This window comes from Shewanella algae, from assembly GCF_009183365.2.
Lineage (GTDB): Bacteria > Pseudomonadota > Gammaproteobacteria > Enterobacterales > Shewanellaceae > Shewanella > Shewanella algae.
This window is the reverse complement of the sequence record NZ_CP068230.1, coordinates 1401673-1426387: the sequence shown is the minus strand read 5'-3', so window position 1 is coordinate 1426387 and position 24715 is coordinate 1401673. Positions and strand designations below refer to the sequence as shown.

At 52.0% G+C, this 24715-nt stretch carries 23 protein-coding genes; 9 read left to right on the top strand and 14 right to left on the bottom strand.

Annotation, left to right across the window (positions count from 1 at the left end):
* Positions 1-192 precede the first annotated feature (192 nt).
* Both E1N14_RS22150 and E1N14_RS06415 read right to left on the bottom strand, forming a co-directional pair.
* A complete protein-coding gene (locus E1N14_RS22150) occupies positions 193-606 on the bottom strand; it encodes a TapY2 family type IVa secretion system protein (protein WP_255265328.1) in 414 nt (137 codons plus the stop codon).
* A complete protein-coding gene (locus E1N14_RS06415) occupies positions 521-4093 on the bottom strand; it encodes a pilus assembly protein (RefSeq protein ID WP_082813090.1) in 3573 nt (1190 codons plus the stop codon). The genes E1N14_RS22150 and E1N14_RS06415 overlap by 86 nt, the downstream gene beginning before the upstream one ends.
* A 435-nt stretch (positions 4094-4528) precedes the next feature.
* Between E1N14_RS06415 and E1N14_RS06410 the strand changes: the two genes are divergently transcribed.
* Together E1N14_RS06410 and E1N14_RS06405 are read left to right on the top strand one after the other, a co-directional pair.
* On the top strand, positions 4529-5620 hold the full coding sequence (locus E1N14_RS06410; RefSeq protein ID WP_025009438.1) for an efflux RND transporter periplasmic adaptor subunit: 1092 nt from the start codon (positions 4529-4531) through the stop codon (positions 5618-5620).
* Positions 5620-8739 (top strand): multidrug efflux RND transporter permease subunit, encoded by a 3120-nt coding sequence (locus E1N14_RS06405; RefSeq protein ID WP_062793312.1) that lies wholly within the window; start codon positions 5620-5622, stop codon positions 8737-8739. Before E1N14_RS06410 ends, E1N14_RS06405 begins: the two co-directional genes overlap by 1 nt.
* A gap of 83 nt (positions 8740-8822) precedes the next feature.
* On the opposite strand, the gene E1N14_RS06400 is transcribed toward E1N14_RS06405, so the two are convergent.
* Together E1N14_RS06400 and E1N14_RS06395 are read right to left on the bottom strand one after the other, a co-directional pair.
* Positions 8823-9176, bottom strand: a complete 354-nt coding sequence (locus E1N14_RS06400; RefSeq protein WP_062793313.1) for a DUF1428 domain-containing protein — start codon at positions 9174-9176, stop codon at positions 8823-8825.
* 209 nt (positions 9177-9385) lie between these two features.
* Positions 9386-9811: an OsmC family protein gene (locus tag E1N14_RS06395; RefSeq protein WP_025009439.1), complete on the bottom strand. Its 426-nt coding sequence runs from the start codon at positions 9809-9811 to the stop codon at positions 9386-9388.
* A gap of 301 nt (positions 9812-10112) precedes the next feature.
* Here E1N14_RS06395 and E1N14_RS06390 point away from each other — a divergent pair, with 301 nt between their 5' ends.
* Entirely contained in the window at positions 10113-10865 is a 753-nt protein-coding gene (locus E1N14_RS06390) for a substrate-binding periplasmic protein (protein ID WP_037436415.1), read from the top strand.
* 60 nt (positions 10866-10925) lie between these two features.
* A complete protein-coding gene (locus E1N14_RS06385) occupies positions 10926-11348 on the top strand; it encodes a thioesterase family protein (RefSeq protein ID WP_025009441.1) in 423 nt (140 codons plus the stop codon).
* A gap of 31 nt (positions 11349-11379) precedes the next feature.
* Here the strand turns inward: E1N14_RS06385 and E1N14_RS06380 are convergent, their stop codons facing one another.
* Positions 11380-12873: a putative bifunctional diguanylate cyclase/phosphodiesterase gene (locus E1N14_RS06380; protein WP_025009442.1), complete on the bottom strand. Its 1494-nt coding sequence runs from the start codon at positions 12871-12873 to the stop codon at positions 11380-11382.
* Between the two features lie 47 nt (positions 12874-12920).
* A complete protein-coding gene (locus E1N14_RS06375; protein ID WP_025887591.1) occupies positions 12921-13763 on the bottom strand; it encodes an HDOD domain-containing protein in 843 nt (280 codons plus the stop codon).
* Between the two features lie 332 nt (positions 13764-14095).
* Between E1N14_RS06375 and trhP the strand changes: the two genes are divergently transcribed.
* Positions 14096-15484 (top strand): prephenate-dependent tRNA uridine(34) hydroxylase TrhP, encoded by a 1389-nt coding sequence (gene trhP / locus E1N14_RS06370; RefSeq protein WP_025009443.1) that lies wholly within the window; start codon positions 14096-14098, stop codon positions 15482-15484.
* Positions 15485-15613: 129 nt separating this feature from the next.
* Here the strand turns inward: trhP and E1N14_RS06365 are convergent, their stop codons facing one another.
* Both E1N14_RS06365 and E1N14_RS06360 read right to left on the bottom strand, forming a co-directional pair.
* Positions 15614-16795 (bottom strand): MFS transporter, encoded by a 1182-nt coding sequence (locus E1N14_RS06365; protein ID WP_025009444.1) that lies wholly within the window; start codon positions 16793-16795, stop codon positions 15614-15616.
* 85 nt (positions 16796-16880) lie between these two features.
* Positions 16881-17549: an SDR family oxidoreductase gene (locus E1N14_RS06360; RefSeq protein WP_025009445.1), complete on the bottom strand. Its 669-nt coding sequence runs from the start codon at positions 17547-17549 to the stop codon at positions 16881-16883.
* A 112-nt stretch (positions 17550-17661) separates the two neighbouring features.
* On the opposite strand from E1N14_RS06360, the gene E1N14_RS06355 reads away from it, so the two are divergent.
* The 3 genes from E1N14_RS06355 (at position 17662) to E1N14_RS06345 (ending at position 19259) form a co-directional block, all read left to right on the top strand.
* Entirely contained in the window at positions 17662-18600 is a 939-nt protein-coding gene (locus tag E1N14_RS06355) for a LysR family transcriptional regulator (protein ID WP_025887586.1), read from the top strand.
* Positions 18601-18799: 199 nt separating this feature from the next.
* A complete protein-coding gene (locus E1N14_RS06350; RefSeq protein ID WP_025009446.1) occupies positions 18800-19051 on the top strand; it encodes a YfhL family 4Fe-4S dicluster ferredoxin in 252 nt (83 codons plus the stop codon).
* A 7-nt stretch (positions 19052-19058) separates the two neighbouring features.
* Complete coding sequence (locus E1N14_RS06345; protein WP_025009447.1) at positions 19059-19259, top strand: hypothetical protein; 201 nt, start codon at positions 19059-19061, stop codon at positions 19257-19259.
* Between the two features lie 62 nt (positions 19260-19321).
* On the opposite strand, the gene E1N14_RS06340 is transcribed toward E1N14_RS06345, so the two are convergent.
* Positions 19322-19690: an acyl-CoA thioesterase gene (locus E1N14_RS06340; protein ID WP_025009448.1), complete on the bottom strand. Its 369-nt coding sequence runs from the start codon at positions 19688-19690 to the stop codon at positions 19322-19324.
* 166 nt (positions 19691-19856) lie between these two features.
* Positions 19857-20873 (bottom strand): low-specificity L-threonine aldolase, encoded by a 1017-nt coding sequence (gene ltaE / locus E1N14_RS06335; RefSeq protein ID WP_062793314.1) that lies wholly within the window; start codon positions 20871-20873, stop codon positions 19857-19859.
* A gap of 362 nt (positions 20874-21235) precedes the next feature.
* Between ltaE and E1N14_RS06330 the strand changes: the two genes are divergently transcribed.
* Positions 21236-21877 (top strand): trimeric intracellular cation channel family protein, encoded by a 642-nt coding sequence (locus E1N14_RS06330; RefSeq protein ID WP_025009449.1) that lies wholly within the window; start codon positions 21236-21238, stop codon positions 21875-21877.
* A gap of 59 nt (positions 21878-21936) precedes the next feature.
* Here the strand turns inward: E1N14_RS06330 and tpx are convergent, their stop codons facing one another.
* The 4 genes from tpx to E1N14_RS06310 all read right to left on the bottom strand — a co-directional run bounded on the left by tpx (position 21937) and on the right by E1N14_RS06310 (position 24705).
* Positions 21937-22527: a thiol peroxidase gene (gene tpx / locus E1N14_RS06325; RefSeq protein WP_025009450.1), complete on the bottom strand. Its 591-nt coding sequence runs from the start codon at positions 22525-22527 to the stop codon at positions 21937-21939.
* Between the two features lie 108 nt (positions 22528-22635).
* On the bottom strand, positions 22636-23460 hold the full coding sequence (locus E1N14_RS06320; RefSeq protein WP_025009451.1) for a mechanosensitive ion channel family protein: 825 nt from the start codon (positions 23458-23460) through the stop codon (positions 22636-22638).
* 30 nt (positions 23461-23490) lie between these two features.
* On the bottom strand, positions 23491-24066 hold the full coding sequence (locus tag E1N14_RS06315; RefSeq protein ID WP_025009452.1) for an OmpA family protein: 576 nt from the start codon (positions 24064-24066) through the stop codon (positions 23491-23493).
* Positions 24067-24279: 213 nt separating this feature from the next.
* Positions 24280-24705: a PACE efflux transporter gene (locus E1N14_RS06310; protein WP_025009453.1), complete on the bottom strand. Its 426-nt coding sequence runs from the start codon at positions 24703-24705 to the stop codon at positions 24280-24282.
* Positions 24706-24715 lie beyond the last annotated feature (10 nt).

The following is a 24715-nucleotide window of genomic DNA, read 5'->3' as shown; positions in this document are numbered from 1 at the left end:
AATCAAATGTAAAATATATGTATCAAAACCTCAATTATAATTAACATGGCATTTGCTGATATCCTAAAAACTCGGAATAAGGCACCGAAGAAGAAAGTTATCAATAGGAGAGACTTGGCCACGAAAGAAACCTCTTGTTCGGGCATTTACCTATTTGATGCAAACAGAGCGATGAAGCCAACCCTGGGTTTCTCAGTCCAGATTTTTGCCGGCCTGGTCGATTTTTCTTCCTGTGGCAGAGTAAAATTCCTCATTCCTTGATACGCACTCAAACACTTCGCGTATGTAATGGCGCTGCCCACGATTGCCAATCCGCTCCAGCACCATTCCCGGCATCTGTCGCTGATAGAGTTCCGCCTTGGACGGATCCCAGGAGACCCGGATGATCTCATGCGACGCTCTTGTTGTTTCCACCAGGCACTTATAATCCTGTCGCGTTTGCCCCTCGCTCGCCATCAGGGGGAAACATACGCTCAAAGACAAGCTAAGGATCACCTTGTTCACTGTACACCTCTGCGCTTCAATCGGCCTGGAAGTAATAGAGTTTGTGAGTCGCCGGGCCTTCACCGACACACTGTTCGTCCCCAGCAGGGCAGCCCTTGTCATCAACCAGCTTGTCCATGAGTGCTGCGGCATTCCCAATACCAATCAGATAGAGATAGCTGTCCCCGGCGGTTCCGTCGGCATTGGTGCCTGGCTGCACCACCAACTGCGGGGTGTCGGGGAGACTTTCCCCCGTCTCCAGATACGTCTGGGTATAGCTGCGCGCCCCCTTATGCAGATCAAAGCCGTAGAGATACCCCTTGCCCGAGACCAGACATTGCTCCGCCGAGGCTTTACTGCCCGGGACATAGGAAGTGAAAAACACCCGCCCTTTGATAATACTGGCATCGGACAGACTCTTTTCACCACTGCGGGTAAAGTCATAATACCAGCCGAGTTTGCGGCCAAAATCGATATGTTCCTGGTCGGAATTCGGCGCCTTGGCCGTCACATCGTAGAGTTCGGCCAGGGTCAGTGGTTGTGGGGGATCTATTTCATTGAAATTTTGGCTGGCAGTGTTTCTGTCCTGCAGCACAAAAAACATATCCGAACGACTGGTATCCAAAGGCGATGGCCTGAGTCCAGAGCCAACCACTACGGCATCATAGGGGATCTCCATGGATGAATTGACTGTCTTTGACTCGCCGTTGGTCGTGACCCGGTTCTCGGTCTGATTACTTAACATGGTTTGCGCCACTACAGGCGCGGCAAAGAAGCGCCTGTCCGTACTCTCAGTGCTGCCGCCAAGAGAAGCAAACTTGAAGGCGCTCCAATTATTGCGGTCGGCATCGGGCAGGTCCAGACGCCAGATATTAGCCCCTGTGTCTGTAGCATAGATGCGGTCGCTGACACCATCACTATTGTCATCAAGCACGGCCACCGTATTGGGGATACTGTCTCTGAGTTCAGGCATTTCGGTATCACCGCCGGGGCCGAACCTGTGCAGCAACTTACCGGTTTCAGCATCCAGGATAAATACCCCGCGCCCCTGGCTGTCGGCGCTGCCCACCCTCAGAGTATCCTTGGCCGGAGAGTACCCTGCCCCAAAGATGAGTACCGGCTTATCCCCATAACCAGGAATACTGGTCACCACAGGTTTGGCCCAGCTTTGCCCCAACTCGCTCATGCCGGCCGTATCGGCATTAACATGCCACATCAGCTTGGGATTATCCGGGTTGGTGACATCCAGAGCATAGTAACCACGGCCGCCGCGCCGCAGACCGATAAACACCCAGGCTTTCTCAAGCCTGTTACCCACACGTTTGGTAAAGGCCACGGGTGAACCATCGAAACCATAAACCGAATGCACGCCCGACGGTGCATTGGCTTTAAGTTCAGCCAGATTGGGCAGAAATTCCCAAGGCATAAAGGCCCAACTCTCACTGACCGAAGCCCCCTTGTCCTGAAACATATGCAGCATGCCATGATTGCTGCCCACCAGGATACGGATATCCGGGTCGGTTGCGGACGAACCAAAATCTATCGCCAGAGGCTTGGAATGCAGGGGGTCACCCAAAAGATCGCGACGCTTATCGCTGCGATTGCCGTTGCGGTTGTCGTCATCGACATCCTCGCCGCGTGCCCAATCAAACAGCCCCTGCAACTGGCTGTTGTCTACCCCCATATGCTGCGCCAGCTTGGCTTCACCTCCGGCATAACCGCTGGCGGCATCCAAGGTCAGCGGTGACAAGTCGCCCCCGGCGGCAAAATTGCCATACAAAGTGCGCTGCTTTTGGTTATCGAGGGCTTCGGCCACCCCACCCTTGGTCACATCATCGCCGTCGCCTCCTTGACTGCAAGCCCCGCTGGAACTCCAAAAAGAACAGCTCTTGGCACTGATATTGCCATTCTCGGCAATGGCCGGCTCACCTTTGCTGTCGACCACTTTGCCTTTATCCGTCACTTGGAACTTCTTGATATTGCCACGCCAGCGAGGCCCCTTGTTGGGCAAAAACATCGAGTAATACACTGAATCCAAGGTTTGTAGCTTGTTGAAATTATTGCTGGCCACCGAAGGCGAGGTGAAGCTGGCGTTCTTCTCCAGAATTTGATTAACCACAGATTGAATTGCCGACTGCAACTTGCTGGCATCCTGGGCATCGAAGTAGCGGCCGCCCCCCTTTTCGGCGGTTTTTCTCAGTAAGGCTTCGGCCTTGGCCGCTCCCTCGCTGAAGCCTATGGTAAAAGTGGTCACTGTCTGTTTGCCTGCCAGATTGGAGTTAAGGTCATTCCGACTCATCCAACTGCTCAGGGCACTGAGATAACTCCGGCTTCTTTGGGTGATATAGGCATCATCATCCCCCGTCATCTCTTGGATAAGATCATCGGCAGAGGCATCCTGAGTGGGTTCACCATCGGTAATATAGACAACATAAACCTGGCTCTGACATGGCTTGAACGGCGAAACATAGCTGCCGCCCTTGATAATACCTATATCCCTTTGCGGGGTATCTTTAACCAGATACTGATCGACAACCTTGCCATCGCTGTTTGTAAAAAAATAATCACTGTCTTTATCGGCGAAGTGCACTCCCTTGCCGCTAAAATAGCGAAAAGCCTCATAAAAGGTCTCACACAGTGGCGTGGCCTGGGCGTAGGAAATATCATTAATCCTGTTAATGAGCTCTATCTTGCTGGCAGCGGTCATGGACTTGATCCCCGAGATGATCCGTCCACCATCACGCTCCCCTTCCAGCTTGAAGTTCAAGTTGAAGATTGCCAGCCCCAAATCAACCCCAGGAGTGGTCACTATCACATTTTGAATCGCGTCCTTGGCGACCTGCAACCGGGTCTTGGTTACTTTCTTTTTGTCGCTGTGATACCAGCGCAGATAATCTTCCGTGTAGAAAGTAACCGGCCGACCCGTGCCGAAACCGGTTCGCTCTGCGGCTTCCTTGGCAGCTTTTTTCTGCTCAGCGCTGGAGCCGTCATTCACCTCTGTGTAACCAACCACTTCTTTGCGATTGCCGGCGCCATCGAGCGGCAAGCCATCTACAATTCCTGAGGCGTTACCATAGCGTTCATCCTGAATATCTTCGAAACAATCAATCAAAGTAAGATTGGCACCGGCATTCTCAGGTAATTCTTTCCAGGTACCATTCTGCCCCGAGAAGCTATATTCCCGAATAAACCCGGTATAAGTTCCATACTTATTTAAATACTCCCAGGAAGTTTGACAACCGTTATTCTCCCTCTTGAACCGCCTGCTTCCTTTCTGTTCATCCAACACAGGAATATTAACTGAATCTGGAGTGCCCTTGGTAAAATACAGGAACCCGCTTTCGGTATTTTGACTGCCGGAGCCCTCTACTCCCGAGTAACTTTCATCGACATCATAGACGTACTCTTCCATGCTGCGGGAATTATCAAAAATGATCAGGATTTGCGGCCTATCGCCGGTTCGCGAGGAGGATTCGTAAACATAAAGCTCAGTATCATCGGCTGGTACCGGCCGCGCCATCATAAAGAAAATAGCCAGCAGAATTAAATTACGAGCTTGCTTTCCGCCATAACAATAACGTGAAAATTTTATACCCCTGTAAATATTCATTGTGTTTCACCATATTTATACAGGCACCAATACAGTATTCCATGAATAAACAGAACACCAAACCAAATAACAACACCAATATAAACAACTCAGTTAGCACATATAAAAACAGGCGCACAAGCGCCAAAGGAAATAATTTAATATGACTTATGAATATGATGACCAAGTCTCATTAAAACCAAAGTAAAATGACTCCTGACAAATATCTGACTCGGCAAGAATTTACAACTGCACATCTTACAACTCATTTTATTAAAAACTGTTGCAGGCAAGGAACAGTTTGAGAGAACAGATTCAGACATTCGCCATCGGTCACATTTTCACACTGGAATTTGCGCTTTTTTACACTCATTTACCAGCTTTATGCTTGAGGCTCCCGTAAAATAGGCAACCTTCAGATCCTAGCGGATCTCTACCGGCATCAGATGGGACACAATGAAAAAACCTTATATCGGACTCCTGGTCCTTGGCCTTTGTGTGGCCGCCTATCTCCTCTTGACTCCGACGGCAGATAAAGCCGGCAACAAACCTGGCTCAGGCATGGGGATGGGCAAAGCCGCCGTTCCCGTAATTACCGCCACAGTCACAGAGCAATCCCTGGCGCAATCCCTGACTCTGATAGGCAAGCTGGAAGCAGAACGCTCGGTCACTATAGCGCCTCAAGTCGCCGGCAAGATAGACGCTATCGCAGTGCGCTCCAACCAGGAGGTGAAGGCGGGGGAACTCTTGCTGGTTTTGGAAGAGTCCAAGGCCAAAGCGGCGGTGATGGAAGCTGAATCTTATCTGGCCGATGAGCGGCGTAAGTTGGGCGAGTATGAAAAACTGATCGGCCGCAACGCCATTACCCAGACAGAAATTGATGCCCAACGCGCCAGCGTCAGTATCGCCGAAGCCAGGCTGGCCTCGGCCAGGGCCGAACTTTCCTACCATCATCTGCGGGCTCCCTTTTCCGGTACAGTGGGCCTGGTGGATTTCAGCAAGGGTAAGCTGGTGAGCCAGGGAACCGAACTCTTGAGTCTCGATGATCTGAGCTTATTGCGGCTCGATCTGCAGGTGCCCGAGTCTTATCTGTCGCAACTGAGTGTCGGCATGCAGGTACAAGGCAGCAGCAGTGCCTGGAACGGCCAACTGTTTCAGGGCAAGGTGGTTGCCATAGATCCCAGAGTCAACCCGGATACTCTCAATGTCAGAGTGAGGGTGGGATTCAACAATAAAAACAAACACTTGAGACCTGGCATGATGTTATCGGCCACCCTGACCTTCCCACCAATTCATCAGGCGGTAGTACCTGTACAGGCGTTAGAGTATTCCGGCACCAAGCGTTATGTCTATCGCATAGATGAAAACAGCATAGCCCACCGCACCGAAGTGCATTTGGGCGCCCGGGTCGACAATCTGGTGCTTATCACAGATGGCGTCAGCCTGGGGGATCGCATTGTGGTGCAGGGGCTGGTGAATATTCGTGATGGCGCCAGCGTCAAGCCCTTGACCGCCGAAGCAGTACAGCAGACCGGGGAGCTTCACTGATGTTGTTATCCGATGTCTCGGTCAAACGGCCGATCAGCGCCATAGTGCTGAGCCTGCTTTTGTGTGTCTTTGGTCTGGTGTCTTTCAGCAAGCTGTCGGTGCGGGAAATGCCGGATGTGGAGAGCCCGGTCGTCACTGTGATGACCACCTATGAAGGGGCCAGCGCCTCTATCATGGAGAGTCAGGTCACCAAAAACCTTGAGGATGAGCTGACAGGCATCAGCGGTATCGATGAAATCACCTCGGTGAGCCGCAACGGCATGTCGCGGATCACTGTGACCTTCAAATTGGGCTGGAACCTCACCGAAGGGGTGAGCGATGTCCGTGATGCCGTGGCCCGGGCGCAGCGCAGGCTGCCGGAAGAAGCCAACGACCCGATAGTCTCCAAAGACAACGGCTCGGGCGAGCCCTCCATCTATGTCAACTTGAGCTCCAGCGAGATGGATCGTACCCAGCTCACTGACTATTCCCGCCGGGTGCTGGAAGATAAGTTCAACCTGATCACAGGGGTCAGCTCGGTGGATATCTCAGGTGGCCTCTACAAGGTGATGTATGTGCGTCTCAAGCCTGAGCAGATGGCCGGCCGCAATGTCACTGTGCAGGATATCCTTGCAGCTCTCAAGGCGGAGAATATGGAATCCCCCGGCGGTGAGCTGCGTAACGACACCACAGTGATGACAGTGCGCACCGCCCGCCTCTATCTGAGCCCTGAGCAATTCGACTATCTGCAGGTCAGCAGCGCAAATGGCTCGCCGGTTTATCTCAAGGATGTGGCCGAGGTGTTTGTCGGCGCCGAGAATGAGAACTCCACCTTCAAGAGCAACGGCATAGTCAACCTCAGCCTGGGGATAGTGCCGCAATCGGATGCCAACCCGCTGGATGTCGCCAAAGATGTCTACAAGCAGGTGGACGCGCTGCAAAAGTTTCTGCCGGCCGGTACCCAGCTATATGTGGACTACGACTCGACCGTGTTTATCGATCAGGCCATAGACGAGGTGTATTACACCCTCTATATCACGGCGGCGCTGGTACTGCTGGTGCTGTATATTTTCATCGGCCAGCTGCGGGCAACGCTTATTCCTGCTGTGACTGTGCCGGTATCGCTGATCTCGGCCTTTATGGCCGCCTACTTCTTGGGCTTTTCCATCAACCTGCTGACCCTGATGGCACTGATCCTGGCCATAGGCCTGGTGGTGGATGACGCCATTGTGGTGGTAGAGAATATCTTTCACCACATAGAGCGCGGGGAAGACCCGCTGCTGGCCGCCTACAAGGGCACCCGCGAGGTGGGCTTTGCCGTTATTGCCACCACGGCGGTATTGGTGATGGTATTTCTGCCCATCTCCTTTATGGAAGGCATGGTCGGCTTGCTGTTCACCGAGTTTTCCGTGCTGCTGGCGGTGTCTGTACTGTTCTCATCCCTGGTGGCGCTGACACTGACACCTGTGCTCAGCAGCCAGTTGCTCAAGGCCAATGTCAAACCCAACACCTTCAACCGCGCCTTGAATCGATTCTTTGCCGCGCTCGAGCTTAAGTATCGCGCCATGGTGGCCATTGCCATACGTCACAAGGTTGCGGCGCCCCTGGTGATCCTCGCCTGTATCGGCGGCAGTGCCTTGCTGGTAAACCATATCCCTGCACAGCTGGCACCGCAGGAAGACCGCGGGGTGATCTTCGCCTTTATCAAGGGCGCCGAAGGCACCAGCTACAACCGCATGACAGCCAACATGGACATAGTACAGGATAGGCTGATGCCGCTGCTGGGCCAGGGCGTGCTCAAGTCCTTCAGTGTGCAGGCGCCGGCCTTTGGTGGCCGCGCCGGTGATCAGACAGGTTTTGTGATCATGCAGCTCGAGGATTGGGAGGACAGGAATATCAACGCCGATCAGGCGCTGGTGATGATAGCCCAGGTATTGAAAGATATTCCCGATGTGATGGTGCGGCCCATGTTACCCGGCTTCCGTGGCCGCTCCAGTGAGCCGGTGCAGTTTGTTATCGGCGGATCCGACTATAAAGAACTGTTCAAATGGGCACAGCTGCTGCAACAGGAGGCCAACAGCAGTGGCCTGATGCGCGGCGCCGATCTGGATTATGCCGAAACCACCCCTGAGCTTCTGGTCACGGTTGACAGACAAAGGGCGGCAGAGCTTGGTGTCAGTGTTGCCGATGTTTCGGAAACCCTGGAAGTGATGCTCGGCGGCCGCAAGCAAACCACCTATGTGGACAGGGGTGAAGAGTATGATGTCTACGTGCGCGGGGATGAAAAGCAGTTCAGCAGCATGAGCGACCTTAGCCAGATCTATATGCGTACCACCAAGGGTGAGCTGGTTACCCTCGACAGCCTGGCGCATATTGAAGAAGTGGCCTCGCCGCAGCGACTGAGCCATACCAATAAGCAAAAATCCATCACCATCAAGGCTAACCTCATGGATGGCGCCACTCTGGGGGAAGCGCTGGATTTCCTCGACGCCAAGGCGATTGAATCCCTGCCCGGTGATATCAGTATCAGCTACACTGGTGAGTCGAAAGACTTCAAGGAAAACCAGAGCAGCATGCTGCTGGTATTCGGTTTGGCTCTCTTGGTGGTTTATCTGGTGCTGGCGGCTCAGTTCGAAAGCTTTATCAACCCACTGGTGGTGATGTTGACCGTCCCCATGGGGGTATTCGGCGGCTTCCTTGGCCTGTGGCTGACACAACAAGGGCTCAACCTCTACAGCCAGATAGGGATGATCATGTTGATAGGCATGGTGACCAAGAACGGTATTCTGATAGTCGAATTTGCCAACCAACTGCGAGACAAGGGGCTGGCCTTTGAACAGGCGGTTATCGATGCCTCGGCGCGGCGTTTGCGACCTATCCTGATGACCTCCTTCACCGCGATTGTCGGCGCGATTCCGCTGATCTTCTCAACCGGTGCCGGCTCAGAGAGCCGTATTGCCGTGGGAACCGTGGTGTTCTTCGGTATGGCGTTTGCGACCTTTGTCACCCTGTTGGTGATCCCGGCCATGTATCGACTCTTGTCCTATAACACCAAGTCGCCCGGCCATGTCAAAGACAGGCTCAATGCCGCTATCACCCGGCAGCAGGCGCAGATAAACATAGGCTCAGGTTCAGATTGATTCTGCCGGGCTCAATAGAAAGCCTCAATAAAACACGGGATGCCAAGCGGCATCCCGTGTTTTATTGGGGAGTCAAAGAAAGGCTACTCCTTGAGCAGCATCTCAAAGCCGCCCCAGATCATTCTCTTGCCATCGAACGGCATATCGCCGAGAGTCTCGGGAACAGAAGGATCTGTCATGATAAACTGCATACCTTTATCGCGCGTGGCCTTGTCCGGCCAAACGATCCAGGAAACCACCACAGTCTCGTCGTCCTGGCGCTTTATCGCCATAGGCATGGAAGTAAGCTTACCTTCCGGGACATCATCCCCCCAGCATTCTACCAGCTCCAAAGCCCCCTGAGACTTGAACAGACCCGCCGCCCGGCGTGCATGCTCAAGATACTGCTGTTTCTTGGCGGTGGGAACCGGAGCGACCATCACATCGACATACCTCATTTTCGCCTCCTTTGCTATGTTATCCCTAAACTTGCATCTTCCCTTGCAAGTGTAGGAGGCGAAACGGCATTTTGCCGTCTGATTCAATGGTTATCTGTCAGCCTGTCAGTATTCACAGCAGCAGGCCTGGTTCAGCGCTTTACTTTATTTAGCCCAGGTTTGGCAAGGGCTGACAGCGCTCAAGCCAAGAGCATTTGAAGCTTCAGGCATCAGATACTTTGATGCTCTACTCTGGAGGCGCTCAACAGGTTGTCATGCACGGGACAACGATGGCAGACAGTATCGAGAAACTGCTGCTTTTGTTCTAGAGTCATGTCGGCGTCAATATCGGCATCCAGGGTAATACGGCGAAACCCGACAGGATCCTCGCTGACTTTCCCCAGTAAACCGTCAGAATTCATCTCGCCACGCACCTTGATGTTCATCCCCCTGAGATCGATTTTCTGCTCTCTGGCCACCATTCTGGCAATGGCAGAAATACAGCCCCCCAGAGAAAACAGGAAGGTCTCAAGCGGATTGGCTCCTTCGTTACCGGCCGTCGGTTGGTCAATGACCAAGGTATGCTCACGCACCTGCGCTGTCACTTTCCAGCCTTTACCCATTTTGGTTTCAAGTTCAATAATCTTTTCTGGCATGGTACACCCCTATCCATTAGAAAAATTTCATTGAGAATAATCTAATGATATATAGAATGCAAACCACCACAATAATAAACGCCAACTGGTTCACAATCGAAAACCCGGGCTTAGCGGCACTCGCTATGAGGGGATGCAATTTAAGCAAAAACACACACCCTTTGCGGAAGGTGTGGCCCGGGTATTTGCTGATTTCAGAGGCCTGTGATTCGACTCAGGGCACAGATGGGACTTGCTCGCATCTTCCCTAAGACTCAGGTACTATTTTTAACCTTTCCAAACCAGGCGACTCAATCAAAGGATGAGAATGAGATCTGGAATAATAGCTGTATTAACTTGTTTTATTTACATGTTTTCTTCAACACTGGCTTGGGCCGAAGCAGAGACAAAAGTCTTACTCGCCGCCGAAGACAGCTGGCCACCTTTTGCCGACAGAACCGGGCAAGGCTTATCCCACCAACTGATAACCGCCGCTTTCTCTATTGAGCATATTCAAGTGGAAAGCTTGGTAGTGCCCTATTCCAGAGCCTTGATGATGGCCCGTAAGGGACAGGTGCAAGGGGTGTTCAATGTGACCCGTGAGCGCAGTACCGAGCCGGATTTTCTGTTTGGTGAAGAGCCGCTGTTTGTTGCCAATGCCTCCTTCTACTACAACAGAAATCGGCCACTGAATGCCCAAAACAAATGGCAGCTACCCAAGGGCAGCGTCGTTGGGATAATCAAGGGTTACGAATACGGCGATGAATTTGCCAAACTGAGCCAACAGTTACAGTTGGTACCGGTAGCCAGCCAGGAGCAATTACTCAACCTCTTGCTGCTTAACCGCATAGATGCAGCCATTATGTTCGACAAGGTGGCCGAAGGCTTTATCAAACGTATGGGGGTTGAAGAGGAGATCCTACCGGCATTTTCCAATCACCAGAGCCGAATATTTCTGGCATTTTCGCTGCAAAATGCCTCTTCTCCAAAGCTGGCCAAGGCACTGGATGAAGGACTGAGACAGATGAAACAAAGTGGTCAATACCAGCAGATCATCAGTAGCAGCCGCCTCTGAGCTGACCTTTGCCGACGCGAGTGCTAAACTGCCTGGCGCGACTCAATTACAGGTATTTGCATGCAACTCAGCTTCAGCCCTTGGTTTCATTTTCAATTGCAGATCTACTATGAAGATACGGACTTTTCCGGCGTGGTGTATCACCCCAATTTTCTGAAGTACTTCGAGCGCGCCCGTGAACAGGTTATAGGGGCCAACGAACTGAAACGCCTGTGGCATTCGGATGGAATAGGTTTTGCTGTCTATCGCTCCGAGCTCACCTGTCAGGAAGGGGTCGAGTTTGCCGATATCCTGGATGTCCGTACCCGTTTTGCCTTCGAAAGCAAATACCGCACAGTGTGGGAACAGGAGATCTGGCGCGAAAACGCCGCCAGGGCGGCAGTCAGTGGCCGGGTTGAAATGGTGTGCATGAATAGTCAGCGCCAGCTTTGCCCTATGCCGGCGACACTACTCGAACAGTTGGGGACACAGTTAAAGGCATAGCAGCAACAAGATTGGACCTATAGCCAATAGTTCAGCTCACCGTCTTGGTTTGCATGCTGTGCTTGGCGTACCAGTATTCAAGCTCAGGCGCCGTCTTGGGTTTGGCGACAATATCACCCTGCAGCTGATCGGCCCCCAGGGAGATCAGCATCTGTTTCAGCGCCATAGATTCGACCCCCTCGACAGTGACCTCAAAACCCAGTGACTTGGCCATCTGGATGCTGGCACGCATAATATGCTTGGCATTGCTGTTGCTGAGCAACTCTTCATTGAACGCCTTATCGATTTTGACTTCATCTACCGGCAGATTTTTCAAATAGGCCAGCGACGAGTGCCCGGTACCAAAATCATCTATCGCCAGACGAATGTCCAGTTGCCGCAGCCGCTCCAGGATTTTTATCGCCTGCTCAAGATCGGCCATCAGGCTGCTCTCGGTGATCTCTATCGCCAGTACCTCACCCGGCAACTGATACTCCTGCAGTTGGCGTTCAATCTCCTGCAGCATGCAGCCGTTGTTGAGATCCTGCGCCGAAAGGTTAAGCGCTATCCGCACCTTGAAGCCACCGCTGCGCCACTTGCGCTGCTGCATCATCACCTGCTCCAGCGCCCACTGACTCACCAGGCCTATCATGCCGGAATACTCGGCCAGTGGAATAAACTCGGCCGGAGAAATGGTGCCGAATTTGGGATGTTCCCAACGGATGAGCGCTTCAACCTGGCGACAAAGGCCGCTGCTCACCTCTTCTTTGGCCTGATAAACCAGATACAACTGCCCTGTCTTCAACGCCTTGGGCAGGCTGTTGATGATCTCCAGCTCGCGCATTTGGATACTGTCTTCACCCGTCTGATAACCGGCAAGCAGATCACGGCTATTGCGGGCTTTTTTCAACGCCAGATCCAGGCGGCGCAACATCAGGCTGAGATCGGTATGATGGGCATGCAAATCCAGATAGCCCATCTGAATGCGGATACTTACAGGCGTACCTTCAATATCAAAAGGCACCTGTAACCTGCCCCGCAGCCGATGCAGATCTTCTTCTGTCTGTTGCTGCTCAAAGTACAGCAGAAACTCATCTTCATTCATCCGCGCCAGTAACCTGGGCGCCTGCTGCAATCCCAGCAGGCGGTCTGCCATCTGCTTGAGCAGCTGATCGCCAAAGGCAAAGCCAAACAGGTCATTGACGTAACGGAAACGGTAGATGTCCAGCAGCACCATGGTGCCCTGTTGCAGCGGCATCAAGGCGGTAACGCTGCGCTTGAGCCCTACCCTATTGGCAAGACCTGTGAGTTTATCTTTCCCCACAGGTGGCGGAAGGGCCTGCAGCAATTTCTCCAGGCTATTGACCAGCTCAAAGAAGGCGACCGGCACCCAAGGCAGTTCAAGTGGTGCGCGCGCTTTTATCTGATTGTCGAGTTGTTTGCCGAGCAGCTTGATAAAGCGCCGCTCTTTTTGACGTTGGCGGCGCCACAAAAGGAGAATAAACACTGTGATTAACGCGATAGAAAGCAACCATGGGCCTATCATCAAAGCGGTATTCTCCCGTGAACGACAAAGATGGGTTAATTCAATACTTACTCATAGCTTTGCTTGATTGAATGGTACTTGTCCAGAAACTCATCACTGCCTAGCAGTTCGGCACTGACGGGCAAGCCCCTGTCGACAAAGACTTCCAGACGCTGTTCAAGCTCGGCGCCGGCTCGCAACTCCCCGGCATAGAAGGCCGCCGAGCGAATGAAGTCCAGGTAAGTCACATGATCCGGCAGATAGGGCAAATCAGCCCAGCGCTCGACCACTTCCATCACATCCGGGGCAAAGTCCCAGCTCTTGAGTACCGCCCGCCCTATGGGCCCTTGCATCTTGCGCACCAAGGCTCTTAGTTGATCTATGCTGCCAAAGAGCTCAGGGTGAGCCTCGGCCTCGGTCAGTACCGGTAAGGCACCGATATTATGCACCAGCCCCGCCAGGGTTAAAGTATCATAATTCAGGCCGCTGCCCGGGTGGGTCTTGTTATAGATAAGCAACATGGCGCCGGCCGCGGCGGTTACATCTATGGAAGTGCGCCACACTTCATCCATGACTTCCCACACCATCTCGTTGGTGGAGATGAACAACTGCTCCATGGCGATGGAGGTGGCGATGGATTTGATCTGCGCCAAGCCTATACGGGTTACGGCACTGTTGATGTTTTCCGCAGGAATACCCCGGCTGTAGAAAGCACTGTTGGCTACCTTGATCAAACGCGCCGATATGGCGGCATCCTGACCTATGATATCGGCAACTTCCCTCAGGCTTGAGTCGGGACGACTGACCACCTCCTGCACCCGCATGGCCACTTCCGGCAAGGTTGGCAGCACCAGGGTATCGTTCTTGAGTTTCCGCAACAAACCAACCAAGAGTTGATGTTCGGTAGACATGCACTCTCCAATGTAAAAAAACTGTTCAGATACTGTGACTCAGTATATCAGCAACCCCGGCAGCCGTGAGCGTAAAAAAACGCCAAGTGATATCAAGTTGCCGTAGTTGGCTACTGAAATCGACTGCCGGTCACTGTTTAATCGCCACCTTGTCCCAAATGGTACCAGAAGTCGCACCTTCCTTTGATAAGGCAAGGTTTCTTGTTGTTATGCCCGTTGTGATTGACAGCCAATGTTTGGGATATTTGCATACCCCTACTTTAATTAAGTAAAATGCCGCCCCTGCTGCCAAGTCGTGCAACCGCCGGACTGCCGTTAATTGAGAGTAAATTATGTTTAAACCAGAGCTTCTGTCTCCCGCCGGGACCCTGAAAAATATGCGTTATGCCTTTGCCTATGGTGCAGATGCCGTATATGCGGGCCAACCCAGATACAGCTTAAGGGTACGTAACAACGACTTTAAGATGGAAAACCTGGCTACGGGGATTCAGGAAGCCCATGCTCTGGGCAAGAAACTCTATGTGGTCAGCAATATCGCTCCCCATAATGCCAAGCTCAAGACCTATATCAAGGACATGGAGCCTGTGGTCGCCATGCAGCCGGATGCCCTTATCATGTCAGATCCCGGTCTCATCATGATGGTTCGTGAAGCCTTTCCCGAGCAGGTAGTGCACCTGTCGGTACAGGCCAACGCCATCAACTGGGCCTCGGTTAAATTCTGGCAGTCTCAGGGGATCAAGCGCGTGATCCTCTCCCGCGAGCTATCGCTGGATGAAATCGAAGAGATCCGCCAGCGTTGTCCGGACATAGAGCTGGAGGTGTTTGTTCACGGCGCACTGTGCATGGCCTATTCCGGCCGTTGCCTGTTGTCCGGCTATATCAATAAACGCGATCCCAACCAAGGCACCTGCACCAACGCCTGCCGCTGGAAATATGATGCTCACGAGGCCAAGGAAAATGAAACCGGCGACATAGTCGCAGTCAATCCGGTGCAGATAGAGCAGCCGACTCTGGGCCAGGGCCCAAGCAGCGATCAGATTTTCCTGCTGCAGGAAGCCAACCGTCCCGGCGAATATATGCCGGCCTTCGAAGACGAGCACGGCACCTACATAATGAACTCCAAAGATCTGCGCGCCATTCAGCACGTAGAGCGCCTGAGCCGTATCGGCGTGGATTCATTGAAGATTGAAGGCCGCACCAAGTCATTCTACTACGTGGCCCGCACGGCGCAGCTTTACCGTCAGGCCATAGATGATGCCGCAGCCGGAAAGGACTTCGACCGTAGCCTGATGAACCGCCTGGAAGGCTTGGCCCACAGAGGCTACACCGAAGGCTTCCTGCGCCGTCATGTTCACGATGAGTACCAGAACTATGAATACGGCCACTCTATCAGTGACAACCAGCAGTTTGTCGGTGAGTTTACCGGTCAGCGTAACGCCGAAGGCCTGGCCGAAATCGAAGTGAAGAACAAGTTTTTGCTGGGCGACAGCCTGGAGATGATGACGCCACAAGGCAACATCAACCTGACATTGGAAAGCCTGCAAAACCGTAAGGGTGAAGCCATTGAGGCCGGTTTAGGTTCGGGCCATACCGTCTATATGCCGGTACCGGCCGATTTGGAACTGGACTCAGCCATCTTGCTGCGTAACTTGCCGGAGGGGACGGACACCCGCAATCCCCATGCCGAAACAAAAGCCGAAACCAAAGCCGCAACAAAATAAACCAGGCTTGATTGAAAACAGAGAAAGGCTGCCTTGGCAGCCTTTTTTGTATGCTTTTTGCACACATTCACATTACCGAATACCACTGTGTTCTATATCGAATAGTCTCCTGCTACGGGGCGAGGCTTATCAGGAGATCTCGGCAGCTGGTATACGGGCATTTTCACGGCGATTGGTCGCTGTGATAAACAGCAGGCCAATCACGGGAACCAGAATGGCAGCGAATGGGATCATATCGGCACCCACTTGGCTATCGAGCACCATGCCGCCGAGAAATCCGCCGAAGGCATTGGCCAAATTAAATGCCGAGATATTGGCGGTCGCCGCAAGCTCCTGACCATCGCCACCGTGATTCATGACCCTTAGCTGCATGGCGGGCACGTTGGCAAAAGAGGCGATACCGAAGATGAAAGCCGTCACGATAAACATCAGTTTGCTCTCAACCGTCAGGCCAACCAGCAGCAGAGAAACGATCATCGCCAAGGTCCAGAACACAGACGCCTTCTGCAGATCCTTGTCAGAGGAGCGCCCACCCAAGGTATTGCCCACAATCAAGCCAACACCCACCACAACCAGGATCCAGGTCACCGCGCTTTCACCAAAACCGGTAACATGCATGGCAATGGGAGCCAGATAGCCGTAGAGGGTCATGAATCCGGACCAGGCAAAGACGGTTATCGCCAGGCTGAGCAGCAGCATGGGATTTTTAAAAGCCGCCAGTTGCGCCCTGACATCTTTGGCCTGACTGCTACCTGTGGACTGGATCACTGTCAGGATGAAAAACAAGGCAACCAGACCCAATGCGGCAACGGTCAGGAAAGTGGTATGCCAACCAAATTGTAAACCAATCCAGGTTCCTCCTGGGACGCCAAGCACATTGGCCAGGGTCAGGCCGGCGAACATCTGCCCCACGGCTCGGCCAGCCATTTTTTCGGATACCAGATTGGTGGCCACCACGGCCCCTATGCCGTAAAAAGGACCTTGCACCAGGCCGCTGACAATGCGGCTTATCATCAAGACTTGATAGTCAGGGGCAAACGCCGACAACAAGTTGCCGGCAATGAACAACACCATCAAACCGGCCAGAACTTTCTTTTTGTTGAAACGTGCCAGGTAGATGGTGAGTATCGGCCCACCAAATACTATGGCCAGGGCATAAGCACTGATGAGATAGCCCGCCTGCCCTTCGGTAATTGACAATGAGGCGGCCACTTGGGGAAGTATACCGGCGATAACAAACTCGGCTGTGCCTATGGCAAATGCTGCAAGTGTCAAGATCCAGACCTGCAGCGGCATTTTTTGCTTGTTCATAATGAAATTTCCTGAGCTTTGAACGATGTCGGCTTGGCGCAGACACCGCACTATTGTTGTTGGGAATCGCTTTGGTAAAAGACGCTTAGTTGAGCAGCGCCCCGCCGTCGACATCGATAACCACGCCCGTCATATAGGGGTTTTGCAGCAATAACAGGTAGGCCATGGCGATATCAGCAGTCTGGCCAATCCTCCTTACCGGCAAGGCCGCTTCGGCGCGCTGATACATGGTGTTTCTGGCTTCGTCTGACATGCCATGGTGCGCTTGTGTATCAGTTAACCCGGGACTGACGGCATTGACACGAATCGGAGCCAACTCCTTGGAAAGCACTCGGGTTACGGCTTCTAAAGCGGCATTGATTGCCGTTTTCACATAAGTCGCGGCAACCACTTTGCGTGCCAACATTCCGGAAGTCAGAGTGATGGATCCACCGTGTTTGATGTAACGTGCAGCCTGTTTGGCAGCATTTATTGCGCCCCAAAACTTGGTATCGAAGGCGGCTTTGGCCTGAGCCAGCTCAACATCAACCACTCTGCCTGCCGGAGCGAAGGAACCTGCGGTAATGATCAGGTGATCGAAGGCACCTACTGATTCAAAGAAGTGATAAACAGATTGCTCATCGCTGATATCCAGCCCGGTTCTACGACTCGCAACATGAACCTGTGCTCCTTCGGCCTTCAATAGCCCTGCGAGTTCGGCGCCTATGCCGGATGTTCCGCCTATAACCACATAAATTTGGTTGTCTGTTTGCATTGTGTCTGTCTCCAATTACTAAGATGGAGCCAGTATATTTATTGGATAAATTTTGATAATTGGTTATCATTTGAATTGATTATTCAGCTCAACCAAATAATAAGCGGGACAAGTGGACAAATTTGCAGACATGACCTTGTTTGTCAGTATCGTCAAGAATCAGGGCCTGGCCGCCGCCGGTCGGGAATTGGGCCTGTCGCCGGCGACAGTCACCGCCAGATTGCAATCCCTTGAGGAGCGCTATGGTGTCAAGCTGCTGAATCGCAGCACTCGTCATATCTCCCTCACAGATTCCGGCGCCCTCTATCACCAGGCCAGCCTTGAAATAATCAACAGTGTCAAAGAGACGGAAAACCTGTTGCAAACCGGTACCAAAGAAGTACGGGGACCATTGAAAATCTCGGCGCCGCGGGACATAGGCAAACAATATGTGTCGCCGATACTGACGGCCTTTACTGAGCTTTACCCGGATGTCATCCCCTACCTCTATCTGAACGACAATCTCACCAACCTGGCAGAATCCGGATTGGATATAGTGATACGTTATGGTGAACTGGCCGACAGCAATCTGATTTCCCGCAAGCTGGCTTCCAGCAGAAGGGTTTTGTGCGCCTCGCCCGACTATCTGGCCAAAAAAGGCACACCCATTACGCCGCAGGATTTGGTCGGCCATGATTGCCTGGCCATGATCCGCAGTAATGAAGAGCTGAAAACCTGGCATTTTCAGGATGATGAAGGCTACAAGGCCATCACGGTTGTGCCCAAACGCTTCTCGGACGATGGTGAAGTGATCCGCCAGTGGGCGCTGCAAGGTGCCGGCATTGCCCTGAAATCAATTCTCGATGTACAGCAAGACATCAAGCAGCAACGTCTGGTTACTGTGCTGAATGGCTATATGAAAAACTTCAGCGCTTCCTCCTCGGCAACTGGGGCTGATTTGAATGTTATTTACTTGAGTCGACAATACCAACCCAAGCGCATTCGCCTGTTTGTGGATTTTTTGATTGAAAGATTTCGCACCCAAACCCAAGAAAGTTCGCTGTCGAATTGAGACTTCAGGCAGGCAAAGCCTAACACCAATCTTTGCTGTGCCGCCCGGCTCACACTAATAGTGTTGCTCACAGGCACAGGCCCTGTGATAAAATCTGTGCTATGACTTAGTTTGGGCTGCACCTGCTACTGTTTTGTGCGCCAAGCGTTGACCGAAAACCTGCAAGACAGGATAAGTAATTCCGAGGTAATACAAGGCAATGGCCTTAATCATTGATGACAGCTGCATTAACTGCGACATGTGTGAGCCCGAGTGTCCCAACCAAGCCATCACTATGGGTGAAGAGATCTATGAAATAGATCCGACGCGCTGCACCGAATGTGTTGGCCACTACGACAACCCAACCTGTGTTTCTGTCTGCCCTATAGACTGTATCGACAAGGATCCCGAACATCAGGAAACCCAAGACGAATTGCTGGTTAAATACGCTCAACTGACCGGCAAGCTATAAGGATAAAATGATGAAAACATTACTGCTTCTTGCTGCATTACTCAGTCTTGGCGCCTGTGCCGAGCTCAAGGAAACCGGCCGTACCATAGGCCATACCACCAGAGACGTGACCAAGGAGATAGGCCACACCACCCGGGATGTGACCCGTGAAATCGGCCACGCCTCCCGTGATGCCGCCAAATCGGTCAAGGAAGAATTGAAAGACTGAGCGCGCCAGCCAACCGGGCAAAGCTCAGCCTGGTTGGCAAGCGCATTCAAACATCAGAGTTATCAGGCGGCATTGGCCCGCATACCGTGAGGCACGGGCAAGCCGGCTTCATTCACATTGACGAAGACCATCTTGTCAATGCTGACAATAGGCGCCAAATTCAGTTTATTGCGCACTTCGCAGCGAATGGTGATGGAAGTATGCCCCAGGCTGATAAGCTCAAGGCCAAATTCAATCACATCCCCAAGCTTGGCCGGGGTCATAAAGTTGATTTCCGAGATAAGCTTGGTCACATGGCTGACACTCTTCATCTGGCATGCGGCGAAGATGGCCGCTTCCTCATCGATCCAGCTCATCAACTGTCCACCGAACAAGGCTCCCGCCGGGTTGAGATGTTCGTGTTTAACCAAACGCCGACTGTAGTATTTCATGTTTGCGTCCTCGCATTCGCCTGTGATTGGAATTCTCACTTGAACTAAAGCAAATTGGACGCCAAACATTCAATCAATATAATTCAATAAGTTACACCACACTTGTGTTCATAAATGCCATTGCGATGCACCAGGATCACTCCTGCTGCACCGTAATGGACCGTGCTCAAACCTGGCTGAGCACCCGCTTGAAGGCCTGCAGAGTCTTATCGATATCGGCAGCGCTGATATCTTTGTGAGTCACCAGGCGTAGTTGCCGAGCGCCGCTGATACGCACTCCTTCCTGCAACAAGCCTTTGACCAGAGCTTCAATATCCACTTCATCGGCCAAAGTGGCAAACACCATATTGGTTTGTACCTGGCTCATATCCAGTGCCAGCTCATCCAACTGACTCAAACCTTCGGCCAAAGCCTTGGCATTGGCGTGATCTTCCGCCAAACGCGCCACCTGCTCAGTCAAGGCCAACTCAGCTGCAGCTGCCAGGATCCCGGCCTGGCGCATCCCGCCACCCAGCATCTTCCGCCAGCGACGCGCCTTATGAATAAGCCGTTCATCCCCAAGTAATAAAGAGCCAACCGGCGCCGCCAACCCCTTGGAGAGACAGATGGATACCGAGTCGAAATATTGGGTTATATCGGCTATCTCCAGTCCTTGCGCCACGGCGGCATTGGCCACCCGGGCACCATCGAGATGGATTTTCAAACCGTGATTGAAGGCCAGCTGCTGCGCCCTGGCCAGATATTCCTGCGGCAATATCTTTCCACCTATGGTGTTTTCCAGGCTTAATAGACGAGTGCGGGCAAAGTGAAAATCATCGGGTTTGATGGCAGCACGAATATCTTCGAGCGCTATGCTACCGTCGGCCTGATTATTCAGTGGTTGAGGCTGAATACTGCCTAACACGGCCGCGCCACCGCCTTCAAACTTGTAATTGTGGGCTTGTTGGCCACACAGGTATTCATCGCCCCGCTCGCAGTGGGACATGAGTGCCAACAGGTTGGCCTGAGTGCCCGAGCTGGTAAACAAGGCACTGTCAAAGCCGAACATCTCGGCGGCCATGGCTTCCAGGCGGTTAACCGTCGGGTCATCTCCGTAGACGTCATCGCCTACCTGCGCGGCCGCCATGGCCTGGCGCATCGCGGCAGTAGGTTGGGTCACGGTATCGCTTCTGAAATCTATCATCTCTCCCCCATATCACATCCAGTTGCCCCGCATTAAGATACATGGGGCCAAAACACTCTAGCGCCGCTCGGCTTGACTGTACAGCACCAGGAGAGCAAAGCTAAATAACTGGACTTTTTACCAAATTGACACCCCCAAACAGCCCAAACAAAACGAGAGAAAGACAAGTGTACACATTAATCAGTAATCCTCATACCAGATAAAAAATAAAACCATTTAAAATCATAAAAATACACAAACAATGAACAACAAACAATAATCAACCATAAATAAAACTAATCCAAAAATTTAAATAAAATCACTGTTAAACTGCGGTATTTTCCGGCAGAATTCTGATCCTTTGTTATTTTGATGCGAATATTATGCAAGAAGCTCAGTTTATCGCCATACTTTGGCTGATTGGTGTACTGGCCGAAGCAATGACCGGCGCATTGGCGGCGGGTAAAAAACAGATGGATCTCTTTGGCGTGGTAATTGTGGGGTGCGCTACCGCCATAGGCGGCGGCACGCTCAGAGACATGCTATTGGGTAACTACCCGCTGATCTGGGTAGAAAACTGGCATTATCTGGTGGCTATCGGCTTTGCTTCACTGTTGACTGTGATAATTGCCCCTGTAATGCGTTACCTGTCAAAGCTGTTTCTGGCAATCGATGCCCTTGGCCTGGCTGTGTTTTCCATTGTCGGAGCCCAAAAGACCCTGCTGCTGGGTTTCAGTCCCGTAGTGGCTGTGGTAATGGGGGTGGTTACCGGGGTTTTCGGCGGTATTATTCGCGACATTCTCTGTAATCAGATGCCGCTGATCTTTCGCAAGGAGCTGTACGCAATGATCTCCATCATCACTGCCGGGCTCTATGTATTTTTGTCACAGTGGCAACTGGCCGAATGGATCAATCTCAGCCTGTGTCTCACTCTGGGTTTCAGTTTGCGGATGCTGGCCATCAAGTATCATTGGGCCATGCCAACCTTCGACTACCAAACCGGTTCAGATCCACATCTGGACTAAGTGAGCAGAGTCGCCCTCTAAAACTGAAAACGCCGGCACACAAGCCGGCGTTTTTACATTCAGCCCTTGCTGATTTCGCTCAAGGCCTTAAGCGCCGCATCGTAATCAGGATGGTGAGACACATCTGCCACCAGCTCACGGTACTTGAGCTGGCCATTGGCATCTATAATAAATATCGCTCTGGCCAGCAAGCCTCGGTTAGGGATCAACAAACCATATTTATTACCAAAATCACGCCAGACTGAGTCTGACAATACCTTGATTTTATCGACATTCTCCACCTTGCAGAAACGTTTCTGGGCAAAGGGTAAGTCCTCACTGACAGTCAACATGACCACAGAATCATCAAACTTGCTGAACTCCTTATTGAATCTCTTGGTCTGCAGGGCACAGACGCCGGTATCCAGACTGGGAACTGCGCTGATAAGTACTGTCTTACCCTTGAAGTCACTTAAAGTCACTGGGGCAAACTTGTCATCCACCACCTTAAACCCTGGTGCAAGCTGGTTAAGCTCGGGCAACTTACCCATCAAGGTGACACTCTGGCCACCCATTTTGACTTCGGCTGCCACTTTCCCTTCAGTCGCCATAGCCGAGGCGCTCGCCAAGGCCAATACACACACGGCGCTCCACTTTGTCAGTTTCAACATAGTTTTCTCCCTCAATCCCGGTTCAAATTCATCCTGGCTAATATAATCCATTGTCAGAATACAGGTAAAAAAAGACCGGCATCTGCCGGTCTTTGTCCAAAGCTGAACTTACTTGGAAGGCAGCTCTTTGACATGCAGATCCATCTGAGGATATGGAATGCCAATGCCATTTTCGTCCAGAGACTGTTTAATCTGCTCCATCAGTTCGAAGTAGACCCCCCAGTAATCAGCTGACTTCACCCAAGGGCGAACCACATAGTTAACCGAAGAGTCAGCCAGTGTGTGCAGACCCACAGTATAGCCAGGCTCTTTCAGCACTTTCTCGTGGTTATCGAGAATGCTTGTCAGTATTTGCTTGGTATGACGAATATCGGCATCGTAAGAAACCCCAATCACCAGATCGATACGGCGCTTGTCCATAGCAGAGTAGTTGGTGATGCTACCATTCATGATAGTGGAGTTGGGCACTATGATGACCTTATTGTCCGGCGTTTTCAGACGGGTAGAGAAGATGGTAATTTCATCTACAGTACCGGCAACACCTGCGGCTTCAACATAGTCACCCACACGACAAGGGCGGAACAGTACCATCAAGACACCGGCGGCAAAGTTGGACAGTGAGCCCTGCAGCGCTAAGCCCACAGCCAAACCGGCGGCACCGAGAACTGCAACCAGAGAAGCAGTCTGAATGCCTAGCTGCCCCAAGGTAGCAATAACGGTAAATACAAACACCACGGCCCAAGCCATGTTGGCGACGAAGGAAACCACTGTCTGATCTATCTTGCGCTTGCCCAACATTTTAGCCGTGACTTTCTTGGCCACATTGGACAGATACTTACCGACAAAGAAAATGACAATGGCAAGCAGTATCTTGATGCCATAGGCCGCGATTAACTCGGGCGCTTGTTTGAACAGCCCTTCGAGATTTTCCATTGAAATACTCCCTTAAAAACCTTATTTAACTTACTTTTTTAAATCGACCACAAACTCAACCCTACGGTTAAGGCTGCGACCCGAGACACTGGTATTATCGGCGGCAGGCTGCTTACTGCCATATCCGCGGGTACTGAATTGCGCCCCCGGAAAACCATAATCTTCAATCAGTACCATTTGGGCACTTTCGGCCCTGGCTTCAGACAAAGGTTGATTTATGGCATCTGAACCGCTGATGTCGGCATGTCCTTCAATGCACAAGTTTACCTTATATTGATGAAGAAAAGCTTTCATTCTGGCAAGTTGCGGCCACTGAGCCAGGGGGATCTGCGCCGAACCCAAGTCAAAATACAGCCTTACTGGATTGGCTGTACCGCATTTTGGGGGATAGACACCACCTGACGTTGTCGGTAAACAGATATCCGTCATGGAGACGGCCTTGTCCAAGACACAACCATTGGCGCTCACAGCTACCTGTGCCGGGGTATCGGGACAGGCATCTTTAGCGTCAGGGACACCATCACTGTCAGAATCTTCCCAGGCAAGTACAGCGCTGCTCAGCAACAGCAGAGGAACAAACCCCGCCAAGCCCAAATAACGGTTCACTCAGGCCTCCCTAACTATCAATCCTTCATCTGTATAGATGAGTTCCAGGCAGAACACAATCCGCCGCCGGTTCACTTGGCTTTAGTGCGCCAAGTCACAGGTCACTTGCTAACGCATTGTATAATCGTCTGTAATTTTAGCCAAGATAAACCAGTATCTGCGGTAAAGAGTCACTACGACAGCAGAAACCTCCTACAGATAGTTGTCTTTTTATTAAACACCTTGCTGATATGGGCCGACATACTTGAGCCGCAAACTGTCATAGAACCAGTTAAACAAGGGGTTGTAGCAAAAGAAGAACACCAGAATACCGGCCTCGATAAAGAAAGCGTTGAGCAAGCTGGTTTCCAGCGCCCAAGCAATAGCGGGAACCGTCACCAGAATGAGTCCGCCTTCAAACCCCAGGGTATGCAATAACCTGAGCCCAATACCACGGGCATCACGGTTATTGCCATAAAGCCGGTCAAACCCCAGGTTGTACAAGTAGTTCCACACAATGGCACACAAACTTAAGAAAACACTCACGCCTGCCATGGTGCCCACTGCGCTGCCTGTGGCCCAGGAGGCAACCGGGATTAATAGAATAAGGGCTATGGCTTCGAATAGCAGTGCCTGAAAAATACGTTCTTGAGTAGTCATGCTTATTTCC

Excerpts from the sequence above, each read along its gene's own strand:
- E1N14_RS22150 (WP_255265328.1), bottom strand. The coding sequence starts at position 606 with ATGACAAGGGCTGCCCTGCTGGGGACGAACAGTGTGTCGGTGAAGGCC.
- E1N14_RS06415 (WP_082813090.1), bottom strand. The coding sequence starts at position 4,093 with ATGAATATTTACAGGGGTATAAAATTTTCACGTTATTGTTATGGCGGA.
- E1N14_RS06410 (WP_025009438.1), top strand. The coding sequence starts at position 4,529 with ATGAAAAAACCTTATATCGGACTCCTGGTCCTTGGCCTTTGTGTGGCC.
- E1N14_RS06405 (WP_062793312.1), top strand. The coding sequence starts at position 5,620 with ATGTTGTTATCCGATGTCTCGGTCAAACGGCCGATCAGCGCCATAGTG.
- E1N14_RS06400 (WP_062793313.1), bottom strand. The coding sequence starts at position 9,176 with ATGAGGTATGTCGATGTGATGGTCGCTCCGGTTCCCACCGCCAAGAAA.
- E1N14_RS06395 (WP_025009439.1), bottom strand. The coding sequence starts at position 9,811 with ATGCCAGAAAAGATTATTGAACTTGAAACCAAAATGGGTAAAGGCTGG.
- E1N14_RS06390 (WP_037436415.1), top strand. The coding sequence starts at position 10,113 with ATGAGAATGAGATCTGGAATAATAGCTGTATTAACTTGTTTTATTTAC.
- E1N14_RS06385 (WP_025009441.1), top strand. The coding sequence starts at position 10,926 with ATGCAACTCAGCTTCAGCCCTTGGTTTCATTTTCAATTGCAGATCTAC.
- E1N14_RS06380 (WP_025009442.1), bottom strand. The coding sequence starts at position 12,873 with ATGATAGGCCCATGGTTGCTTTCTATCGCGTTAATCACAGTGTTTATT.
- E1N14_RS06375 (WP_025887591.1), bottom strand. The coding sequence starts at position 13,763 with ATGTCTACCGAACATCAACTCTTGGTTGGTTTGTTGCGGAAACTCAAG.
- trhP (WP_025009443.1), top strand. The coding sequence starts at position 14,096 with ATGTTTAAACCAGAGCTTCTGTCTCCCGCCGGGACCCTGAAAAATATG.
- E1N14_RS06365 (WP_025009444.1), bottom strand. The coding sequence starts at position 16,795 with ATGAACAAGCAAAAAATGCCGCTGCAGGTCTGGATCTTGACACTTGCA.
- E1N14_RS06360 (WP_025009445.1), bottom strand. The coding sequence starts at position 17,549 with ATGCAAACAGACAACCAAATTTATGTGGTTATAGGCGGAACATCCGGC.
- E1N14_RS06350 (WP_025009446.1), top strand. The coding sequence starts at position 18,800 with ATGGCCTTAATCATTGATGACAGCTGCATTAACTGCGACATGTGTGAG.
- E1N14_RS06345 (WP_025009447.1), top strand. The coding sequence starts at position 19,059 with ATGATGAAAACATTACTGCTTCTTGCTGCATTACTCAGTCTTGGCGCC.
- E1N14_RS06340 (WP_025009448.1), bottom strand. The coding sequence starts at position 19,690 with ATGAAATACTACAGTCGGCGTTTGGTTAAACACGAACATCTCAACCCG.
- ltaE (WP_062793314.1), bottom strand. The coding sequence starts at position 20,873 with ATGATAGATTTCAGAAGCGATACCGTGACCCAACCTACTGCCGCGATG.
- E1N14_RS06330 (WP_025009449.1), top strand. The coding sequence starts at position 21,236 with ATGCAAGAAGCTCAGTTTATCGCCATACTTTGGCTGATTGGTGTACTG.
- tpx (WP_025009450.1), bottom strand. The coding sequence starts at position 22,527 with ATGTTGAAACTGACAAAGTGGAGCGCCGTGTGTGTATTGGCCTTGGCG.
- E1N14_RS06320 (WP_025009451.1), bottom strand. The coding sequence starts at position 23,460 with ATGGAAAATCTCGAAGGGCTGTTCAAACAAGCGCCCGAGTTAATCGCG.
- E1N14_RS06310 (WP_025009453.1), bottom strand. The coding sequence starts at position 24,705 with ATGACTACTCAAGAACGTATTTTTCAGGCACTGCTATTCGAAGCCATA.